22 protein-coding genes are annotated in these 19,084 nt (G+C 67.2%); 21 read left to right on the forward strand and 1 reads right to left on the reverse strand.

Annotation, left to right across the window (positions count from 1 at the left end):
- The first annotated feature begins 61 nt into the window (after window positions 1-61).
- Window positions 62-1,567 carry a nitrogenase molybdenum-iron protein alpha chain gene (gene nifD, locus BM397_RS05995; protein ID WP_092419750.1) on the forward strand — a complete coding sequence of 502 codons (1,506 nt, stop codon included), beginning with the start codon at window positions 62-64 and terminating at the stop codon, window positions 1,565-1,567.
- Between the two features lie 267 nt (window positions 1,568-1,834).
- On the forward strand, window positions 1,835-3,373 hold the full coding sequence (gene nifK / locus BM397_RS06000; RefSeq protein ID WP_092419753.1) for a nitrogenase molybdenum-iron protein subunit beta: 1,539 nt from the start codon (window positions 1,835-1,837) through the stop codon (window positions 3,371-3,373).
- Window positions 3,374-3,591: 218 nt separating this feature from the next.
- Here nifK and BM397_RS06005 read toward each other — a convergent pair whose 3' ends face one another.
- Window positions 3,592-4,023 carry a DsrE family protein gene (locus tag BM397_RS06005; protein ID WP_092419756.1) on the reverse strand — a complete coding sequence of 144 codons (432 nt, stop codon included), beginning with the start codon at window positions 4,021-4,023 and terminating at the stop codon, window positions 3,592-3,594.
- Between the two features lie 238 nt (window positions 4,024-4,261).
- Between BM397_RS06005 and nifE the strand changes: the two genes are divergently transcribed.
- From nifE to rpoN, 19 genes are all read left to right on the forward strand, one after another.
- Window positions 4,262-5,830 (forward strand): nitrogenase iron-molybdenum cofactor biosynthesis protein NifE, encoded by a 1,569-nt coding sequence (gene nifE / locus BM397_RS06010; protein WP_092419759.1) that lies wholly within the window; start codon window positions 4,262-4,264, stop codon window positions 5,828-5,830.
- A gap of 1 nt (window position 5,831) precedes the next feature.
- Complete coding sequence (nifN, locus tag BM397_RS06015) at window positions 5,832-7,217, forward strand: nitrogenase iron-molybdenum cofactor biosynthesis protein NifN (protein ID WP_092419762.1); 1,386 nt, start codon at window positions 5,832-5,834, stop codon at window positions 7,215-7,217.
- On the forward strand, window positions 7,192-7,683 hold the full coding sequence (gene nifX, locus BM397_RS06020; protein WP_092419765.1) for a nitrogen fixation protein NifX: 492 nt from the start codon (window positions 7,192-7,194) through the stop codon (window positions 7,681-7,683). The genes nifN and nifX overlap by 26 nt, the downstream gene beginning before the upstream one ends.
- Window positions 7,683-8,156 carry a NifX-associated nitrogen fixation protein gene (locus tag BM397_RS06025; RefSeq protein ID WP_092419768.1) on the forward strand — a complete coding sequence of 158 codons (474 nt, stop codon included), beginning with the start codon at window positions 7,683-7,685 and terminating at the stop codon, window positions 8,154-8,156. Before nifX ends, BM397_RS06025 begins: the two co-directional genes overlap by 1 nt.
- Before the next feature lie 137 nt (window positions 8,157-8,293).
- Window positions 8,294-8,503: a CCE_0567 family metalloprotein gene (locus tag BM397_RS06030; protein WP_092419773.1), complete on the forward strand. Its 210-nt coding sequence runs from the start codon at window positions 8,294-8,296 to the stop codon at window positions 8,501-8,503.
- Between the two features lies 1 nt (window position 8,504).
- A complete protein-coding gene (gene fdxB / locus BM397_RS06035; RefSeq protein WP_092419776.1) occupies window positions 8,505-8,810 on the forward strand; it encodes a ferredoxin III, nif-specific in 306 nt (101 codons plus the stop codon).
- Window positions 8,794-9,354, forward strand: a complete 561-nt coding sequence (locus tag BM397_RS06040) for a nitrogen fixation protein NifQ (RefSeq protein WP_245695945.1) — start codon at window positions 8,794-8,796, stop codon at window positions 9,352-9,354. Before fdxB ends, BM397_RS06040 begins: the two co-directional genes overlap by 17 nt.
- Window positions 9,341-9,790 (forward strand): hypothetical protein, encoded by a 450-nt coding sequence (locus tag BM397_RS06045; RefSeq protein WP_092419778.1) that lies wholly within the window; start codon window positions 9,341-9,343, stop codon window positions 9,788-9,790. The genes BM397_RS06040 and BM397_RS06045 overlap by 14 nt, the downstream gene beginning before the upstream one ends.
- A gap of 345 nt (window positions 9,791-10,135) precedes the next feature.
- Window positions 10,136-10,456, forward strand: coding sequence for an iron-sulfur cluster assembly accessory protein (locus tag BM397_RS06050; protein WP_092419781.1), 321 nt, complete (start codon window positions 10,136-10,138; stop codon window positions 10,454-10,456).
- Between the two features lie 16 nt (window positions 10,457-10,472).
- Window positions 10,473-11,528 carry a Fe-S cluster assembly protein NifU gene (gene nifU, locus BM397_RS29940; protein WP_092419784.1) on the forward strand — a complete coding sequence of 352 codons (1,056 nt, stop codon included), beginning with the start codon at window positions 10,473-10,475 and terminating at the stop codon, window positions 11,526-11,528.
- 12 nt (window positions 11,529-11,540) lie between these two features.
- A complete protein-coding gene (gene nifS / locus BM397_RS06060) occupies window positions 11,541-12,758 on the forward strand; it encodes a cysteine desulfurase NifS (RefSeq protein WP_092419787.1) in 1,218 nt (405 codons plus the stop codon).
- 12 nt (window positions 12,759-12,770) lie between these two features.
- A complete protein-coding gene (gene nifV, locus BM397_RS06065; RefSeq protein WP_092419791.1) occupies window positions 12,771-13,973 on the forward strand; it encodes a homocitrate synthase in 1,203 nt (400 codons plus the stop codon).
- Window positions 13,970-14,728 carry a serine O-acetyltransferase gene (cysE, locus tag BM397_RS06070; RefSeq protein ID WP_092419794.1) on the forward strand — a complete coding sequence of 253 codons (759 nt, stop codon included), beginning with the start codon at window positions 13,970-13,972 and terminating at the stop codon, window positions 14,726-14,728. The genes nifV and cysE overlap by 4 nt, the downstream gene beginning before the upstream one ends.
- Before the next feature lie 20 nt (window positions 14,729-14,748).
- Window positions 14,749-15,096, forward strand: coding sequence for a nitrogenase stabilizing/protective protein NifW (gene nifW / locus BM397_RS06075; RefSeq protein WP_092419797.1), 348 nt, complete (start codon window positions 14,749-14,751; stop codon window positions 15,094-15,096).
- A 2-nt stretch (window positions 15,097-15,098) separates the two neighbouring features.
- Entirely contained in the window at window positions 15,099-15,347 is a 249-nt protein-coding gene (locus BM397_RS06080) for a hypothetical protein (RefSeq protein WP_092419800.1), read from the forward strand.
- A 24-nt stretch (window positions 15,348-15,371) separates the two neighbouring features.
- A complete protein-coding gene (gene modA / locus BM397_RS06085) occupies window positions 15,372-16,109 on the forward strand; it encodes a molybdate ABC transporter substrate-binding protein (protein ID WP_092419803.1) in 738 nt (245 codons plus the stop codon).
- Window positions 16,109-16,804: a molybdate ABC transporter permease subunit gene (modB, locus tag BM397_RS06090; protein ID WP_092419806.1), complete on the forward strand. Its 696-nt coding sequence runs from the start codon at window positions 16,109-16,111 to the stop codon at window positions 16,802-16,804. Before modA ends, modB begins: the two co-directional genes overlap by 1 nt.
- On the forward strand, window positions 16,801-17,502 hold the full coding sequence (locus BM397_RS06095; protein ID WP_092419809.1) for an ATP-binding cassette domain-containing protein: 702 nt from the start codon (window positions 16,801-16,803) through the stop codon (window positions 17,500-17,502). The genes modB and BM397_RS06095 overlap by 4 nt, the downstream gene beginning before the upstream one ends.
- A gap of 114 nt (window positions 17,503-17,616) precedes the next feature.
- Window positions 17,617-18,900 carry an RNA polymerase factor sigma-54 gene (rpoN, locus tag BM397_RS06100; protein WP_092419812.1) on the forward strand — a complete coding sequence of 428 codons (1,284 nt, stop codon included), beginning with the start codon at window positions 17,617-17,619 and terminating at the stop codon, window positions 18,898-18,900.
- Window positions 18,901-19,084 lie beyond the last annotated feature (184 nt).

Genomic DNA, 19,084 nt, shown 5'->3' on the forward strand with positions numbered 1-19,084 from the left:
ACGCCCGGCCGGCCCCCGCGGGCCGGCCTTCCCCCCAGATTTGTGAGAAGGAGCCAAAAGGATGGCCAAGGATCACGCAAGCGGGCCGGACGACTACGAAAGCCTCATTGAAGAGGTGCTCGAAGCCTACCCCGAGAAGGCCCGGAAGAAGCGCGCCAAGCACCTGCAGGTGTCGCAGACCACCGACGAGGCGCCCGATGCCACCACCGGCATCGCGTCGAAATGCGACACCACCAAGTCCAACATCAAGTCGATCCCCGGCGTGATGACGATCCGCGGCTGTGCCTATGCCGGCTCGAAGGGCGTGGTCTGGGGACCGGTCAAGGACATGGTCCACATCTCCCACGGGCCGGTCGGCTGCGGCCAGTACAGCTGGTCCCAGCGCCGCAACTACTACATCGGCAAGACCGGCATCGACAGCTTCGTCACCATGCAGTTCACCACGGACTTCCAGGAGAAGGACATCGTCTTCGGCGGCGACAAGAAGCTGGCCAAGACCATCGACGAGATCAACGAGCTCTTCCCGCTGTCGAACGGCGTGACGATCCAGTCGGAATGCCCCATCGGCCTCATCGGCGACGATATCGAGGCAGTGGCCAAGCAGAAGAAGAAGGAAAGCGGCAAGACCATGGTGCCGGTCCGCTGCGAGGGCTTCCGCGGCGTGTCGCAGTCGCTTGGCCACCACATCGCCAACGACGCGGTGCGCGACTGGGTGTTCGAGCAGGAAGAGAGCGAGGCGGTGAAGGCCTACGAGCCGGGGCCGTATGACGTGAACGTCATCGGCGACTACAACATCGGCGGGGACGCCTGGGCCTCACGCATCCTGCTCGAGGAGATGGGGCTCAACGTGGTCGGCAACTGGTCCGGCGATGCGACGCTGGCGGAGATCGAGCGCGCGCCGAAGGCGAAGCTCAACCTCATCCACTGCTACCGGTCGATGAACTACATCTGCCGCTACATGGAAGAGAAATACGGCATCGGCTGGATGGAGTACAACTTCTTCGGCCCGACCCAGATCGCCGCATCCCTGCGGGCGATCGCCAAGAACTTCGACGAGACCATCCAGGAAAACGCCGAGAAGGTCATCGCCAAGTACCAGCCGCTGGTCGACGAGGTCATCGCGAAGTTCCGCCCGCGTCTCGAGGGCAAGTCGGTGATGCTCTACGTCGGCGGCCTGCGCCCGCGCCACGTGGTGACCGCATATGACGATCTCGGCATGGTCATCGCCGGGACCGGCTACGAGTTCGGCCACAACGACGATTACAAGCGCACCGGCCACTACGTGAAGGACGGCACGCTGATCTACGACGACGTGACCGGCTACGAGCTCGAGAAGTTCATCGAGAAGATCCGCCCCGATCTCGTCGGCTCGGGGATCAAGGAGAAGTACCCGGTGCAGAAGATGGGCATCCCGTTCCGCCAGATGCACAGCTGGGACTATTCCGGCCCGTACCACGGCTACGACGGCTTCGCGATCTTCGCGCGGGACATGGACCTCGCGATCAACAACCCGGTCTGGGGCATGTACGACGCGCCCTGGGAAACTCCGGCCATCGCCGCCGAGTGATTACCCGCGATACCGGGCGTATCCTTCTGAATGGAGGACCGCGCCCGGCCCGTGGGTGGGCGCAATCGCGCCCGCCACCGGAGGCGGCATGCCTCCGGCAGGACGGAGGCGGGACGAACGCGGCCCGGGACGTACGCGCCCCGGGCAGGTCCGGGCGGCCCTCGCAGCGCCCTCATCTGCAACGTCATGATCCGGGAGACCCTCTCCCACCTTTCTTCAACTCAGGCGCGTCTCGGAATGCGGACGGCCAACAGAAGGATCACAGCCATGCCCCAGTCGGCAGACAAGGTGCTCGATCACGCACCGCTCTTCCAGCAGCCCGAATACAAGGAGATGCTGGCCCAGAAGAAGATCAACTTCGAATGCGGTCACCCTGACGAGATGGTCAAGGAGATCGGTGACTGGACCAAGTCCTGGGAGTACCGCGAGAAGAACCTCGCCCGCGAGGCCCTCACGGTGAACCCCGCCAAGGCCTGCCAGCCGCTCGGCGCGGTCTTCGCGTCGCAGGGCTATGAAGCCACCATGCCCTTCGTGCACGGATCGCAGGGCTGCGTCGCCTACTACCGCTCGCACCTGTCGCGGCACTTCAAGGAGCCGAGCTCCTGCGTGTCGTCTTCGATGACCGAGGATGCGGCGGTCTTCGGCGGGCTGATCAACATGGTCGACGGGCTTGCCAACACCAAGGCACTCTACGATCCCAAGATGATCGCCGTCAGCACCACCTGCATGGCCGAGGTGATCGGTGACGACCTCAACTCCTTCATCCAGCAGGCCAAGCAGAAGGGCTCGGTGGCCGAGGACTTCGATGTGCCGCACGCCCATACCCCGGCCTTCGTCGGCAGCCATGTGGACGGCTACGACAACATGCAGAAGGGCATCCTGAGCCACTTCTGGGACAAGGCCGAGCGCGTCGAGGGCGAAGGGCTCAACATCATCCCCGGCTTCGACGGCTTCGCGGTCGGCAACAACCGCGAGATCAAGCGGATGCTCGATGAGATGGGCGTCGATTTCACCTTCCTGTCGGACGTGTCGGATGTCTACGACACCCCCTCGGACGGCGAATTCCGCATGTACTCGGGCGGCACCAAACTGGAAGAGGCCAAGGCGGCGCTGAACGCCAAGGCCACCATCAGCCTGCAGGAATGGTGCACCCCGAAGACCATGGAGTACATCGCGGGCAAGGGGCAGGAAACCGCCGCGTTGCACTATCCCATGGGCATCCAGGCCACCGACGAGTTCCTGATGAAGGTCAGCGCGCTCACCGGCAAGGCGATCCCGGGCAGCCTGAAGCTCGAGCGCGGCCGCCTCGTTGATGCGCTGGCCGACAGCCAGGCACATCTGCACGGCAAGACCTACGCCATCTACGGCGATCCGGATTTCGTCTATGCCATGGCACGTTTCGTCATGGAGATGGGCGGCGAGCCGGTGCACTGCCTTGCCACCAACGGCGGCAAGAAGTGGGCCAAGCAGATGGAAGAGCTGCTGGCCTCCTCGCCCTTCGGCAAGCAGGGCCAGGTCTGGGCCGGCAAGGATCTCTGGCACATGCGCTCGCTGCTCGACACCGAGCCGGTCGACATGCTGATCGGCAACTCCTACGGCAAATACCTCGAGCGCGACACCGGCACGCCGCTGATCCGGCTGATGTTCCCGATCTTCGACCGCCACCACTACCACCGCTTCCCGACCATGGGCTACCAGGGGGCGCTGAACGTGCTGGTCAAGCTGCTGGATACCGTCTTCGACAAGCTCGACGATGACACGATCATCCCGGGCGAGACCGACTACAGCTACGACCTGACCCGCTGAGCCGGGCAGGGCAGAAAGAGGACCGACCGCGGGAGACCGCGGTCGGTTTGGTTTTCGGGTTGCGCCTGCCCGTCCGGGCGGGCTGTCTCTCTGAGACCGAGGCACGACGGCTAGAGGTCTCTCGGACGTGGCCGGGATAAAGTGCCGACCTCAACCGGTGCGGCGCCACCCCACGGGCAGGCACCCGCCCGGCTTGCGTCGCACTGACTTCGTGCTCTCTACGGCCGCACGTAGGCGTAGCCTTCCTCCTGCAGTTCGATCAGCCGGACCACGCCCGAGGGCACAACGCTGGCCTCGTCCAGAAGCACCAGTTTCTCGCCGGTCTTCTTCTCCATCCCGGCGATGGTGTTGGCGCAGGCGGAGAAGGTGATCGGTAGCTCCAGCGCCATGGTCGAAATGCGGTCCTTCACCGGGCTCTTGCCCTCGACCAGCATGTGGAGGCCCGGGCCATAGGCGACCATCTCGATCACCACCTCGTCGCCGGCTTCGCTGTAGTAGGCCGCGACGTTCTGGGCATTGTTGAGCGCCATATTCAGAACCTGCGGGTCGTTCTGGTCCACGTGGATCGCCACGTGGTGGGTCTTGCCTTCTGCCATCGCCATAAGCGGCGCTGCCGCCAGTATCGCGGCGAGCGCGGTTCTCCTGATCATCGTTGTCTCCTCCCTTAGACAACGTAATCATATATGTGAATTGAAGAATAAAATAGGGTTTTGATGCGGATGCGCGTCGGAGGTATCGGCGCGCGACGCGGGTCGTGCTTGCCTCATTGTCGCGAAGCCTACATCCACGACAAACCGGGAGATGCCGGTCAAACCCCTGAAAACCCGGGCGTGTCGCACTTGGCACGGCGCTTGCTGGATACCCTCGAACCGCGCGAGGAGATGCAGCATGGCCGACGCCCTGAAGGACAAGATTGCCGATGTCTTCGACGAACCCGCCTGCGGGCACAACGTCAACAAGACCGAGCAGCAGCGCAAGAAGGGCTGCGCCAAGCCGCTGACGCCGGGTGCGGCGGCGGGAGGCTGCGCCTTCGACGGGGCGAAGATCGTGCTGCAGCCCATCGTCGACGTCGCGCATCTGGTGCATGCGCCGCTGGCCTGCGAGGGCAACGGCTGGGACAACCGCGGCGCGGCCTCCTCAGGCTCCGAACGTTACCGCACCGGCTTCACCACCGACATGACCGAGCTCGACATCGTCATGGGCTACGGCGAGAAAAAGCTCTTCCGCGCCATCCGCGAAGTTATCGAAGCCGAGGACCCGCCCGCCGTCTTCGTCTATTCCACCTGTGTCCCCGCGCTCATCGGCGATGACATCGACGCAGTGTGCAAGGCGGCGAGCGACACCTTCGGCACCCCCTGCATTCCGGTCAATGCGCCGGGCTACGTCGGCAGCAAGAACCTCGGCAACAAGCTCGCCGGCGAGGCGATGCTCGATCACGTGATCGGCACCGTCGAGCCCGCCTTCACCACGCCCTACGACATCAACATCGTCGGCGATTACAACCTGTCGGGCGAGCTGTGGCAGGTGAAGCCGCTGCTCGACCGGCTGGGAATCCGCATCCTCGGCTCGCTCTCGGCCGATGCGCGCTACAAGCAGGTGGCGATGATGCACCGCGCCAAGGTCACGATGATGGTCTGCTCCAAGGCGCTGATCAACGTTGCGCGCAAACTCGACGAGCGCTACGGCATTCCCTTCTTCGAGGGGTCTTTCTACGGCATCTCCGACACCTCCCAGAGCCTGCGCCAGATGTGCCTGATCCTTGTCGAGCAGGGTGCGGAGCCCGAGTTGCTGGACCGCTGCGAGGCGCTGATCGCCGAAGAGGAAGCGCAGATCTGGGCGCAGCTCGAGCCGTTCCGTCCCCGCGTCGCGGGCCGCAAGGTGCTGCTCTACACCGGCGGGCACAAGAGCTGGTCGGTGGTGGCGGCGCTGCAGGAGCTGGGCATGGAGGTGATCGGCACCTCGGTGCGCAAGGCCACCGAGGAGGACAAGGGCCGGGTCGTCGACATCATGGGCGACGACAAGCACATGTTCGACAACATGGCACCCAAGGACATGTACCACCTGCTGAAGGATGCCGGCGCCGACGTGCTGATGTCGGGCGGGCGCAGCCAGTTCGTGGCGCTGAAGGCGAAGATGCCCTGGGTCGACGTGAACCAGGAAAAGCATGAACCCTATGCGGGTTACATGGGCATGGTCGACCTGCTGCGCGCCATCGACCGGGCGGTGAACAACCCGATGTGGGAAGAGCTGCGCGCGCCCGCGCCCTGGGAGGAGCCGCTGACCGAGGGGCGGGTGCTGCCCGCCCATTCCGGTGCCTGCCCGGTGACCGGGATAAGCGCTGGCATGGGCAGGCCGGTCAGCCTCGTGCCGCCGCTGCCGCCTGCCGAGGTGATCGCCAGCGCCGCGCCGGAGGTGTCCGGCTTCACCTCCTCCGACACCGATTTCGAGGATTGCTGACATGGCCCGGCTCATCCATCCCAAGCGCGCGCTTTCGACCAACCCGCTGAAAAGCTCGGCCCCTCTGGGCGCGGCGCTGGCCTATCTCGGGATCGAGAAATCCGTGCCGCTGTTCCATGGCTCGCAGGGCTGCACCGCCTTTGCGATGGTCCATCTCGTGCGCCACTTCAAGGAAGCCGTGCCGCTGCAGACCACGGCGATGAACGAGGTCTCGACCATCCTCGGCGGCGCCGACCAGATCGAGGAGGCGATCGAGAACCTGCGCAAGAAATCCAGCCCGAAGTTCATCGGCATCGCCTCCACCGCGCTGACCGAGACCCGGGGCGAGGACGTGCCGGGCGAGCTGAAGGAGATCGTCGCGCGCCGCAGCGATTTTGCGGATACGAAGATCGTCTATGCCTCCACCCCCGATTTCGACGGCGCGCTGCAGGATGGCTGGGCCAAGGCAGTGGAGGCCATCGTCGAGGCGCTGGTGCCGCGCGTCAGCGAGCGTGACCCCGACCTGCGACAGGTGACCCTGCTTTGCGGATCGCACCTGACGCCCGCCGAGATCGAGGAACTGGTGCGGATGATCCGTGCCTTCGGGCTCGAGCCCATCGTGCTGCCGGACATTTCCAGCTCTCTCGACGGGCACGTCAGCGACGACTGGTCCGGCACCTCGCAGGGCGGCACGCCGCTGGCCCAGATCGAGGCCATCTCGCGCAGCGCCTTCACGCTGGCGGTGGGCGAGCAGATGCGGAAAGCGGCTCAGATGCTCGAGGACCGCGCCATGACCCCTTACCGGGTGTTCCAGTCGGTTACGGGCCTCAAGCCGGTCGATGCCTTCGTGCGCACGCTCATGGGGTTGTCGGGGGTGCAGGATCCGCCGCCCTCGATCAAGCGCGACCGTTCACGGCTGATCGACGCCGCGCTCGACGCGCATTTCCACACCGGCGGGCTGAAGGTCGCCATCGGCGCCGACCCGGACCTGCTGTTCGCGCTGTCGGGCGCACTGGCCTCGATGGGCGCCGAGATCGTCACCGCGGTCACCACCTCGCAGCACTCGCCACTCATTGATCGGATGCCCTGCGAAGAGGTGATCCTCGGCGATCTCGGCGACTTCGAGCGCAGCGCCAGGGAGCAGGGCGCGCAGATCCTGCTGACCCATTCGCATGGCCGCCACGCCGAGCACCGGCTCCACAAGCCGCTGGTGCGCGTCGGCTTTCCCATCTTCGACCGGATCGGCGCGCAGGATGCCTGCCGGGTCGGCTACCGCGGCAGCCGGGCGTTTCTCTACGAGATCGCGGCCACCGTGCAATCGCTTCACCACCGCTCGCGCCCCGAGGATTTCGGCGCGGCCCCCATCGCAGAGGAGTTCGAACATGTCCCGCACTCTACGCGTCATTGACGGCGACACTGCCAGCGCTGGCCCGGCCCCGGGCGAGACGCCGCTGCGCATCGCCATCGCGACCAACGACATGGAATACCTTGGCGCGCATTTCGGCTCCGCCAAGAAGTTCGCCGTCTACGAGGTCTGGAAGTCCGGTCATCGCTTCATCGAGGCGCATGAGTTCGACAATGTGACCAAGCAGAAGGGCAAGCACGACGACCAGGACGACAAGATCACCCCCAAGGTCGAGGCTTTGCGCGGCTGCGCGCTGCTCTTCGCGCTGGCCATCGGCGGCCCCTCGGCCGCGAAGATCGTCAAGGCCGGGGTGCATCCGATCAAGCGCAAGGACCCCGAGCCCATCGAGGCGGTGCTGGAGCAGGTGCAGGTGATGCTCAACGGCACGCCGCCACCCTTCCTGCGCAAGATCCTCGGCACCTTCGACAAGCCCAGCTTCATGGACGATTACGCACAGGAGACCGTCTGATGACCCTTGAGACCCTAGAGACCCCGCGCGGCGGCGAGATGGTGGTGAGCGATTTCCTCACCCAGCTCGCCGCCGTGATCCGCGCCGAGGACAGCTATGGCCAGTGGGACGAGAAGTCCGACGCCGACCTCCTGTCCGAGTTCATCGTAACCCGCGAGGAGCGCCGCGACATTCCGATCATCGGCGATCCCGATCCCGACGTGATGTGGCGGGTGACCAAGTTCTACGATGCCGTCGGGCTCTTGATCGAGAAACGCTCGGGCTGCATGGCCAGCCAGATGCAGAAGATGAGCCACGAGGGCTTCGGCCGTGTGGTGCTGATCGCCGGCAAGCTGGTGGTCGTGTCGAAGCACTTGCGCGACGTGCATCGCTTCGGCTTCGAGAGCTGGGCCAAGCTGGCCGAGGCCGGGGACAAGCTGGTCGCGGGAGCGGTCGAGACCATCGATAAGTTCCCCGATGCGGCGAGGGGGTGAGCCATGGTCCGCATCGAGCCCCTGCCGCGCCCGCGCAAGCCGGTCCCCGTGCTCTCGCTGAAGCCCGCGGCGGGGCGTACAGCGTTGTCGCGATTCATCCGAAATCCCGCAAAGATACCCGCGAAGAGGAAAATGTCATGAGCCTCGAAGAGCTGGAAACCCGCGTGAAGAAACTGTCGATGCGGGCCACCGATGCCAAGATGAACCTGCACGACCTCGCCGAGGAGCTGCCGGTGGACTGGGAGAAGATCCCCGAGACCGCCGAGCGCACCTTCGAGATTTTCAAGGAGCTCAGCGCCGCGCGCCGGCAGCTGAAGGCGGCGAAGAAAGCCGCGGCGGAGGCGTGAGATGAGCGTTGTCGCCTATACCCGGGGCGGGGCCGAATACGTGCCCGAGTACCTCATGGCCATCGACCCCGAGAAATGCATCGGCTGCGGGCGCTGCTACAAGGTCTGCGGTCGCGACGTGATGACCCTGCACGGGGTCACCGAGGACGGCGAGATCGTCCGCCCCGGCACGGATGAGTACGAGGATGTCGAGGACGAGATCGTCAAGAAGGTCATGTCGATGATCGCCCCCGAGAATTGCATCGGCTGCGGTGCCTGCGCCCGGGTCTGCCCCTCGGACTGCCAGACCCATGCAGCGCTCGCCTGAGCTGACTGCCGGGACCGCCGGGGCGGGGCTGCTCGCCGGGGCGATGCTGACGGTCTCGGATTTCTGCTGCATCCTCGACCACGCGCTGTCCGAGCGCGAGGCGGGGATGGGTCCGCTGACCGAGCGGCTGGGCCTTTCGGGATCGCAGCTGCGGGCCCTGCGCGACCGCTGGTTGCCGCACGCGGTGCTGCCCGATCTCGACCTGCCCGCGCCTGACGTGCCCGACGACCAGCGGGCGATCCGGACGCTGATCCTATGGCGCTGCGGCGTGGCCACCGACGAGGCGCGCTGGCTCGCCGCCATCCTCGCGCGCCGCGCCGCCGAGCCGCATCACCTGTGGGAGGATCTGGGCCTGCCGGGGCGGGCCGCGCTCTCGGGGATGATCCGTCGCCACCTGCCGGGACTCGCGCAGGCCAACAGCCGGAACATGCGCTGGAAGAGGTTCTTCTACCGGCAGATCTGCTCGGATGCGGCCTTCTCGCTCTGCCTCTCGCCGTCGTGCGACGCTTGCGACGAGAGGGCCGAGTGCTTTGCCCCCGATTGATCCCGCCACGCTGCTGGCCGGGGCCGAGGCCGCGCGCACCCGTCCCATCGAAAGCGCCGAGGCCATCGCCCGCGCGCTGAAGGCCGCGCCCGCCGATCCCGAGGTGCGGCTGGCGGCCTATCGCTTCCATTTCTACAGCCACGACCACGCCGCCGCGCTCGAGCAGGCGCGGGTGCTGCTGGGCTTTGCCGCCCGGCGGCTGAACGTCTCGGCGGACTGGAGAGATGTGCGGGCTTGGGACGCGGCGTTCACGGCGCATGACTTCGCACCGGGGCTCTACCTGCAGGCGCTGGTGGCGATCGGCTATTGCGCCGCACGGCTGGGACAGATCGAGGAGGCGGGGGACGTGCTGGCGAAGGCGGCCGAGCTCGATCCCACGGACCGTTTCGGCGGCGCCTGGCTGCTGGCGCGGCTTGCGGCGGTGGAGGAGGACTAGGGTCTTCAAACTGTGCATCGCGAGTCATGCAAGCGCTAGCCCGTCACGCTGAAGGCGCATCGATATTCATCGGCGCACCTTTGGCGCGACGGGATGGCGTCGTTCATCGGGCTCGATCGGATGCCGCCACGATGAACGACCGCTCGCACTGCGGTATTTGGCCTTAGTTCCATGCGGCGCAGCGCGAGACCAAAGCCATTGTCGCATGTCGCACATCCGTCATTGTCGCCATCTGCCGCACTCTGCCACCCCGCGTAACCATCTGAAAAACATGTCTCCCGCCGCTTGGCACATTCCTTGCTGAGGCAAGTGAAAGGCCACGCCACCCGCACAGGAGACACTCCCATGATCGAGATTACCGAACCCGCTCGCAGCGCCATCAAGACCGCCATCGACGGCGCCGGACAGCCCGTCGCGGGCCTGCGCGTCATGGTGCAGGGCGGCGGTTGCGCCGGGATGAAATACGGCATGGCGCTGGAGCTCGAGGCCCAGCCCGACGACGCCGTGGTCACCGCCGGCGAGGTCACCGTGCTGATCGATCCCGAGAGCCAGGCGCATCTCAGCGGCACCACCATCGATTTCGTCACCGGGCTCGAGGGATCGGGCTTCGTCTTCGACAATCCCAACGCCAGCAGCTCCTGCGGCTGCGGCAAGTCGTTCTGCTGACGGGGAGGGCGCGCCGATGTGGGACTATAGCGACAAGGTCAAGGACTACTTCTTCAACCCCCGCAACGCCGGTGCGCTGGTCGATGCCAATGCGGTGGGCGAGGTCGGCAGCCTCTCCTGCGGGGACGCGCTGAAGCTGATGCTCAAGGTGAACCCCGCGACCGAGGTGATCGAGGACGCGAAGTTCCAGACCTTCGGGTGTGGCTCGGCCATCGCGTCCAGCTCGGCGCTGACCGAGCTGGTGATCGGCAAGACCATCGCCGAGGCGCGGCAGCTGACCAACCAGGACATCGCTGAGTTCCTCGGCGGGCTGCCGCCCGAGAAGATGCATTGCTCGGTGATGGGGCAGGAGGCGCTGACGGCCGCCGTCGCTGCCTACATGGGAGAAGAACTGGACGAGGACGACCATGAGGAGGGCGCGCTGATCTGCAAGTGTTTCGGCGTCGATGCCGGGATGATCGAGCGTGCGATCCGCACCAACAAGCTCACCACGCTCGAGATGGTCACCTTCTACACCAAGGCGGGCGGCGGCTGTAATTCCTGCCGCGAGCCGCTGGAAGAGCTGCTCGCCGACACCAACACCGCAATGGTCGCCGAGGGGCTGATCAAACCCGAAGAGGCCTATGTCTTCGGGGCGGCTCCGAAGCCGCAGAAGAAGAAGGCGCAGGGTTTCGTCATCCCCGACATGCCGCCCGCGCCGAAGCCGCCCGCCCAGCCTTCGGCGCCGGTCCAGATCGAGCCGATCCAGATCGCCGTGCCCGGCCCCTCCGCCGCGCCCGCCGCCGTGGCTGTGGCCGAGGTGGCTGCTCCGGTGCCTGCCCTAGCCAGCGGCCTCAGCCCCGCCAAGGAGGCGATTGTTGTCGCGAAGATCATCGAGGAGATGCGCCCCACCTTCCGCCGCGACGGCGGCGACGTGGAGCTCGTCGACATGGAGGGCAGCCTCGTGCTGGTCAGCCTCGTCGGCGCCTGCTCGGGCTGCCAGCTTGCCGCCAGCACGCTCGGCGGGATCGCCAAGGTGATCACCGAAACCCTCGGTCGGCCCATCCGGGTCATGCCCGTGGCCAAGTCCTGAGAGGAGAGGATGATGAAGGATACGGCGCTTCCCCCCGTCTATCTCGACAACAATGCCACCACCCGGGTCTTCCCCGAGGTCGTCGAGGCCATGCTGCCCTATTTCACCGAGCAGTTCGGCAATGCCTCGTCGATCCATGCCTTCGGCGCCGAGGTCGGCGACGCGCTTCGGCAGGCCCGCAAGTCGCTGCAGGCCCTCATCGGCGCCGAGTTCGACCACGAGATCATCTTCACCTCGGGCGGCTCAGAGTCGAACAACACCGCGATCCGCTCGGCGCTGCAGGTCCAGCCGGGCCGCACCGAGATCATCACCTCGATGGTCGAGCACCCGGCGATCCTGTCGCTCTGCGACTGGCTGGAGAAGCACGAGGGCGTCACCATCCACCGTATTCCCGTCGACAAGCTGGGCCGGCTCGATCTCGACGCCTACCGCGCGGCGCTCTCCGACAAGGTTGCGCTGGTCAGCTTCATGTGGGCCAACAACGAGACCGGCACGGTGTTTCCCGTCGATGGTCTCGCCGAGCTGGCGCATGAGGTGGGCGCGCTCTTTCACACCGACGCGGTGCAGGCGGTGGGCAAGTTGCCGATCGATCTCAAGACCACCGAGATCGACATGCTCTCGCTGTCATCCCACAAGTTCCACGGACCCAAGGGTCTTGGCGCGCTCTACCTGCGCAAGGGCACCCGCTTCCGCCCGCTGCTGCGCGGCGGGCACCAGGAGCGCGGCCGCCGCGCCGGGACCGAGAACGCCCCGGCGATCATCGGGCTCGGCAAGGCCGCCGAGATGACGCTGGCGACGATGGCCGAGGACAGCGCCCGTATGACCGCGCTGCGCGACAGGCTTGAGAAGGGGTTGGTGCAGAGCGTCGGCCATTGCTTCGTCACCGGCGATCCGCACGACCGGCTGCCCAACACCGCCACCGTGGCCTTCGAGTACATCGAAGGCGAGGCGATCCTGCTGAAGCTCAATCAGGCGGGCATCGCGGCCTCGTCCGGCTCGGCCTGCACCTCGGGCTCGCTGGAGCCCTCCCATGTGCTGCGCGCCATGGACATTCCCTTCACCGCCGCCCACGGCGCGATCCGCTTCTCGCTCTCGCGAGAGACCACCGAGGCCGAGATCGACCGCGTGCTCGAGGTCATGCCCGGCATTATCGCCGGCCTGCGCGAAATGTCGCCCTTCTGGTCCGAAGGCGGCGCGCAACCGGACGGCTTCAACCCCGCTTACGCCTGAGGAGACAGACCGATGTTCGCCCCTACGCATCCCGACGCCTTCCCGCCGCACACCGCCGCCAGCCGGGTCGCGCTTTGTGACACGACGCTCCGCGACGGCGAGCAGACCGCCGGGGTGGCCTTTTCGCTGCCCGAGAAGAAGGCCATCGCCCGGGCCCTCGACAGGGCGGGCGTCGCGGAGATCGAGGTGGGCATCGCCGCCATGGGCTTCGACGAGGTGGCCGAGATCCGCGAGGTCATGGCCGAGCTGACGCAGGCCGTGCCGGTGGTCTGGTGCCGGCTGCGGATGCATGATCTCGACATGGCCGGGAAGACCGGTGCGCGGCGCATCCATTTCGCCGTGCCGACCTCGGACCGGCAATTGCAGGGCAAGTTGAAGGCGGACCGGGACTGGGCGCTGCGCGAGACCGCCGCGCTGGTCTTCTGCGCGGTCGACCGGGGCTTCGAGGTCTCTGTGGGCGCCGAGGACGCCAGCCGAGCCGATCCCGATTTTCTCGTACGGCTGGCCGAGGTTGCGGCGGCGGCGGGGGCGATGCGCTTCCGCATTGCCGACACGCTCGGCATCCTCGATCCCATGGCGACCTACCGGCTGGTGGCCGAGCTTGGCAGCCGCACCGATTTGCCGCTGGAGATCCACGCACACAACGATTTCGGCATGGCGACGGCGAACACCATGATGGCCGCCTTTGCCGGGGCCAGGCATCTTTCGGTCACCGTCAACGGCCTCGGCGAGCGGGCGGGCAACGCCGCACTGGAAGAGGTCGGCGCGGCGTTGGAGGCGGGGGGCATCGCCACCGGGCTCGACCTGCGAGCGCTGCCGGCGCTGTCGCAGATCGTCGCCACCGCCTCTGGCCGCGCGCTGCATGTCTCGAAGCCGATCACCGGCGCCATGGTCTTTGCCCACGAGGCAGGAATCCATGTCGATGCCATCCTCAAGCAGGCCGACACCTACGAGGATCCGCGCTGCGCCCCGGCGCGCTTCGGGCGCGAGCGGCAGTTCGTCATCGGCAAACATTCCGGCACCGCCGGGCTGCGCGTGGCGCTGGCCGCCGCCGGGCTGCCCGCCACAGAGGAGATCGCCCTCCGCCTCAAACCGCTCCTGCGCGAGCACGCGGTGCGGGCCAAGCGCCCGGCCACCGGCGATGATCTGGCGGAGATGATTTCGCGCCTTGCCCGGCCCATCCTCGTGAGCTGCCGCGAAGGAGGGCTGGCATGAGCCTGCTTGCGCTTCTCCGCAGCGATTTCGCCGCCATCCGTGGCCGCGATCCGGCGGCGCGCGGGCGGCTGGAGACGGCGCTGACCTATCCCGGGCTGCACGCCATCGCGGCGCACCGCGTGGCGCATCGCTTCTGGGGCGCGGACTGGCGCGGCACCGCGCGGCTGCTGTCCTATCTCGCGCGCATGGCCACGGGGGTCGATATCCATCCCGGCGCGCGCATCGGCGCGGGTTTCTTCATCGACCACGGCTCGGGCGTGGTGATCGGCGAGACCGCCGAGGTGGGCCGCGACGTGACCCTCTATCACGGGGTCACCCTGGGCGGCGTCTCCTGGTCGCCGGGCAAGCGGCACCCGACGCTCGGCGATGGCGTGATGGTCGGGGCAGGGGCGAAGATCCTCGGCCCGATCACAATCGAGGCCGGGGCTCGCGTGGGGGCGAACTCGGTGGTGGTCGAGCCGGTCCCGGCGGGCGCCACCGTGGTCGGCATCCCGGCGCGCATCGTGCAGACCGAGCGCCCGCCCTCCAGCGATCCGCTGAGGGTCGACCTCAACCATCACCTGATGCCCGATCCGGTGGGGCGCACGCTCGCCCGGCTGGCCGACCGCATCGCCTTTCTCGAGGCAAGGCTGGCGGCGCGCGACGCGGCGCTGGCCCGGCACGAGACCCATTGCGCCGCGCGCATGGCGGTGAAGCAGGACGGCATCGAGATGCCGCGCGAGACCTCCGCAGCCAGACACGAATTTCACAGCTGACCAGCCAGAGGAGAGACCCAATGCCCAAGGATTTCGAAGAGACCGGTGTGCTCGACCACATCAACAAGCTGTCCTCGGCCGAGGACATCTTCACCTACCTGCTGCTGCCTTTCGAGAAGGAGGTGGTCGATGTCTCGCGCCTGCATATCATGAAGCGCTTCGGTGGCTATCTGAGAGCGGCAGATTTTGCTGCGAAGACCGAGGAAGAGGTCTTCCTCGAGGCCCGGCAGCTCCTGAAACAGGCCTATGGCGACTTCCTCGAGAGCACCCCGCTGAAGGAGAAGGTCTTCAAGGTGTTCCGCGACGAGGAGGCCAAGCTGAAGGCGCGTTTCGTCGGCATAGACACGCTGAAGCTCGCGGGGGAGTGAGCTTGTTCGGGAGAGGGAGAGCGCCGGCGCCCGGCGCGCCGCGGATCATCCTGCGCCGCCGGAAAATCGACAGCGCCGCGCTGCGCGCGATGACCCGCATCTGCCCCGGTGCCTGTTTCCGCTTCGGCGCGCGGGACCGGATCGAGGTTTCGCCCGAAAGCTGCCTGCGCTGTGGCACCTGTCGCACCGTGGGCGAGGCAACCGGAGAGATCGAATGGTCCGGCGGATGGTCCGCCGTGGCCTCCGCCTGAAACATCGTCAAGGAGACCCGCCGCATGAAATGCGCCCTGCTTCCGCTGATCGTCGCCTTGTGGCCCGGGGTCGCTGCTGCCGATCCCATGCTGCTGGCCGCTGCCTCGACCGGGGCGGCGCTGAACGAGGGCATCGCCGAGAGCGGTATTTCTGCCATCCCCAGCTACGGCGCTTCGGGCACCTTGGCGCGGCAGATCGAACAGGGCGCGCCCGCCGATCTCTACATCTCGGCCAATCCCAAGTGGATGGCGCATCTCGCCGGGCTGGGACTGGTGGTGCCGGAGGATGTTTCGGTGCTGATGTCCAACAGCCTCGTGCTGATCGCCCCCGAGGGTGCGGCGCCGCTCGAGCCTGCTGCGCTCGACGCGCGGCTGGCGGGTGAGAGCTTTGCCATGGCCGATCCGCAGGTCGCGCCGGTGGGTGGATACGGTCAGGCGGCGCTCGAGAGCCTCGGCTTGTGGGGCGCGGTCGCGAACCGGCTGGTCCCGACCCGCAACACGCTTGCCACCGTCGCCGCCGTGGCGCAGGGCGAGGCGGCGCTGGGGCTTGTCTATGCCAGCGATGTCGTTGGGGTGGCGGGCGTGCAGGTGGTCTGGCAGATCCCTCGGGACAGCCACCCGCCGATCAGCTACCTCATCGCGCCGCTGACGCAGGGCGACGATCCCGAGGGTGCGGCTGCGTTGCTGGACTACCTGATGAGCGACGCGGGGCAAGCGGTGCTCGCCCGTCACGGCTTCTTGCCGATGCGGGAGGGTTCGTGATGGAAGTCCTCAGCCCCATGGAGACCTCGGCGCTGCTGCTCTCGTTGAATGCCTCGGCCTGGGCGGTGCTCTGGTCGCTGCCGCTGGCGGTGGGCTTCGGCTGGCTGCTCGGCACCCGGCGCTTTCCCGGCCACGCGGCGCTCAACGCGCTGGTGCATTTGCCGCTGGTGCTGCCGCCGGTGGTGCTGGGCTACCTGCTTCTGGTGCTGCTGGGTCGCAACGGGGTGATCGGCAGGCCGCTGAACGATCTCTTCGGCATCCGCATCGCCTTTTCGGGAATTGCGGTGGTCATCGCCTGTGCGGTTGTGGGCTTTCCGCTGATGGTCCGCGCGATCCGCCAGTCCGCCGAGGCGATCGACCCTCGCTACGCCCGCGCCGCGCGCAGCCTCGGTGCCTCTGAGCCGCGCATCTTCTGCACCGTCACCCTGCCATTGATGGCGCCGGGGATCCTCACCGGTACGACGCTGGCCTTCGCCCGCGCCGTCGGCGAGTTCGGCGCGACCATCACGTTGGCGGGCAACATCCCGGGCCGCACCCAGACGCTGCCTCTGGCGCTCTTCACTGTGACTCAGACGCCGGGACAGGAGGCCGAGGCGATGCGGCTCTGCCTGCTGTCGCTGGTGCTGGCGGGGGCGGCGCTGCTGATCTCCGAGGCGCTGTCGCGTCGGATGGGCCCGCAAGGAGTATCCGCATGATCGAGATCCATCTCCGCCACCGACAGGGTGCCTTCGTGCTCGACGTCGATCTTGCGCTGCCCGCGCGGGGGATCACCGGGCTGATTGGCCGCTCGGGCTCGGGCAAGTCGACGTTGTTTGCCTGCCTCGCGGGGCATCTCAGGCCAACCCGCGGCTGCATCTCGCTGCGCGGGCGTGCGCTCTACCACAGCGAGGCGAAAATCGACGTGCCTCCCGCGCGGCGCGGCATCGGCGTGGTCTTTCAGGAGGGGCTGCTGTTTCCGCATATGAGCGTGGCGCGCAACCTTGCCTACGGCGCGCGAAATGTCGGAACGGAGTTCTGGAACGAGGTGATCGCGGCGCTCGACATCCGGCATATTCTCGACGCGAAGCCCGCGCGGCTCTCGGGAGGCGAACGCCAGCGCGCCGCCATTGCCCGCGCGCTGATGGCCGAGCCCGAGCTGCTGCTGCTCGACGAGCCGGTCTCGGCGCTCGATCCGGGGCTGAAGGCCCGCACGCTGGAGTTGATCGCGCGGGTGCAGGCGCGCACGCGGGTCCCGATGATCTACATCTCGCACGCCCCCGAGGAGGTGCGCCGGCTCTGTGACCAGGTGGTGACCATGCAGGACGGGCGGGTGGTCTCGGTAACGTCCGAGGGCCGTGTCGGCGCGCCCTATGCCGCCGGGACCGCGGCGCCGGAGTTGCGTTGTGCGCGCTGAGCCAGGTGCCCGCATGCGGGCATATGCCGAAATTCGCGGCGGCCGTCTTTGCGGGCGCCGGATCGCAGCCGTCTCCGGCCCGGCCCGGGGGCACGCCATGATAGGATAATGTCCATGGAACTCGTCCAGACGATCTCGCAACGCCAGACGATGCAGATGGGGGGGCAGATGCTCCAGTCCCTCACCATCCTCGGCATGGCCTCGCAGGATCTGTCCGAGCACCTGCGCGAGAAGTCCGAGTCCAATCCCTTCGTCACCTACAGGCCGCCCTCCGCCTTTGCCGCGCGCGGCGGTGATGAGTTTGACGCCGTGGCCGCCGTCGCCGCCGACCGACCGAGCCTGATGGCGCATGTGGTTGGGCAAATCGAACTGGCCTTTCCCGCGCCAGCCGACCGGATGATCGCGCTCTATTTCGCCGAGGCGCTGGAGCCGACGGGCTGGCTCGGCCAGCCGGTGGAAAGCATTGCACTGCTCGCCGGCTGCCCGCCGGGCAAGGCCGAGCAGGTGCTTGGCGTGTTGCAGGGCTTCGAGCCGGCGGGGCTCTTTGCGCGCTCGCTGTCCGACTGCCTGATGATCCAGGCGCGCGAGGCGGATCTGCTGACATGGGAGCTCGAGACGCTGATCGCCAACCTCGAGTTGCTGGCCGAGGGACGGACGAAGGAGCTGGCCGACCTCTGCGATTGCGAACCGCGCGACATTCCAGAGATCGTCGCGCAGATCCGCGGGCTGAACCCCAAGCCCGGACTGGCCTTCGAGCACACGCCCGCGCCGGTTTTCCCGCCCGACCTGGTGGCGACGCGCGGGACGGATGGCTGGACCGTAGAGCTGAACCGCGCCACCACGCCGACGATCAAGGTGCAGGAAGAGCGGCTGCCGGACGGCAAGATCGACGCGGAGGCGCGCAAGCAGCGCCGTCGCGCCCTGTCCGAGGCGCGGGCACTGGCTCTGGCTCTGGAACGGCGCGGCGACACGCTCTTGCGCACCGCCGCCGTGCTGGTGGCCCGGCAGGGGCAGTTTCTCGATCGGGGCTCCGCCTACCTGACGCCGCTGACGTTGGAGGATGTGGCAGGCGAGCTGGGCGTGCACCCCTCGACCGTCAGCCGTGCGGTCTCGGGGCGGATGATCCAGACGCCGGGCCGCGCGCTGCCGCTGCGCGCCTTCTTCTCGCGTCCCGTCTCGGGCACCGGGGGCGAGGCGGTCTCGCGCGACAGCGCCATGGATTTCGTGCAGCGCGTGGTTGGTGCCGAGAACCCCCGCGAGCCCCTGAGCGATGACGCCATCGTTTCTCTGGCACAGAGCGCGGGGCTGCGTATCGCCCGGCGCACGGTGGCCAAATACCGTTCGGTGCTTGGGCTCGGCTCCTCCTACGAACGTCGCCGCAGAGCCATGGATGCCTGAGGGGGCGCCGATTCTCACGTGAGAATATGTGACCACTCCTCTTCGGTGTCGTCAGATGGGCCGCTATTGCGGCGGCGCTGCCGAAACCTTGCGCATTTCGCGCCGCTGATACGCGTGTGGACGCATCAATCGTGCCAAGTGACGCGCGGCCGCGTCACGGGGCGAGTGGTTGCTGCTACGCTTC

The organism is Alloyangia pacifica, assembly GCF_900116195.1.
GTDB lineage: Bacteria > Pseudomonadota > Alphaproteobacteria > Rhodobacterales > Rhodobacteraceae > Salipiger > Salipiger pacificus.

Coding starts and splice junctions, on each gene's coding strand:
- nifD (WP_092419750.1), top strand. CDS start 62: ATGGCCAAGGATCACGCAAGCGGGCCGGACGACTACGAAAGCCTCATT.
- nifK (WP_092419753.1), top strand. CDS start 1,835: ATGCCCCAGTCGGCAGACAAGGTGCTCGATCACGCACCGCTCTTCCAG.
- BM397_RS06005 (WP_092419756.1), bottom strand. CDS start 4,023: ATGATCAGGAGAACCGCGCTCGCCGCGATACTGGCGGCAGCGCCGCTT.
- nifE (WP_092419759.1), top strand. CDS start 4,262: ATGGCCGACGCCCTGAAGGACAAGATTGCCGATGTCTTCGACGAACCC.
- nifN (WP_092419762.1), top strand. CDS start 5,832: ATGGCCCGGCTCATCCATCCCAAGCGCGCGCTTTCGACCAACCCGCTG.
- nifX (WP_092419765.1), top strand. CDS start 7,192: ATGTCCCGCACTCTACGCGTCATTGACGGCGACACTGCCAGCGCTGGC.
- BM397_RS06025 (WP_092419768.1), top strand. CDS start 7,683: ATGACCCTTGAGACCCTAGAGACCCCGCGCGGCGGCGAGATGGTGGTG.
- BM397_RS06030 (WP_092419773.1), top strand. CDS start 8,294: ATGAGCCTCGAAGAGCTGGAAACCCGCGTGAAGAAACTGTCGATGCGG.
- fdxB (WP_092419776.1), top strand. CDS start 8,505: ATGAGCGTTGTCGCCTATACCCGGGGCGGGGCCGAATACGTGCCCGAG.
- BM397_RS06040 (WP_245695945.1), top strand. CDS start 8,794: ATGCAGCGCTCGCCTGAGCTGACTGCCGGGACCGCCGGGGCGGGGCTG.
- BM397_RS06050 (WP_092419781.1), top strand. CDS start 10,136: ATGATCGAGATTACCGAACCCGCTCGCAGCGCCATCAAGACCGCCATC.
- nifU (WP_092419784.1), top strand. CDS start 10,473: ATGTGGGACTATAGCGACAAGGTCAAGGACTACTTCTTCAACCCCCGC.
- nifS (WP_092419787.1), top strand. CDS start 11,541: ATGAAGGATACGGCGCTTCCCCCCGTCTATCTCGACAACAATGCCACC.
- nifV (WP_092419791.1), top strand. CDS start 12,771: ATGTTCGCCCCTACGCATCCCGACGCCTTCCCGCCGCACACCGCCGCC.
- cysE (WP_092419794.1), top strand. CDS start 13,970: ATGAGCCTGCTTGCGCTTCTCCGCAGCGATTTCGCCGCCATCCGTGGC.
- nifW (WP_092419797.1), top strand. CDS start 14,749: ATGCCCAAGGATTTCGAAGAGACCGGTGTGCTCGACCACATCAACAAG.
- modA (WP_092419803.1), top strand. CDS start 15,372: ATGAAATGCGCCCTGCTTCCGCTGATCGTCGCCTTGTGGCCCGGGGTC.
- modB (WP_092419806.1), top strand. CDS start 16,109: ATGGAAGTCCTCAGCCCCATGGAGACCTCGGCGCTGCTGCTCTCGTTG.
- BM397_RS06095 (WP_092419809.1), top strand. CDS start 16,801: ATGATCGAGATCCATCTCCGCCACCGACAGGGTGCCTTCGTGCTCGAC.
- rpoN (WP_092419812.1), top strand. CDS start 17,617: ATGGAACTCGTCCAGACGATCTCGCAACGCCAGACGATGCAGATGGGG.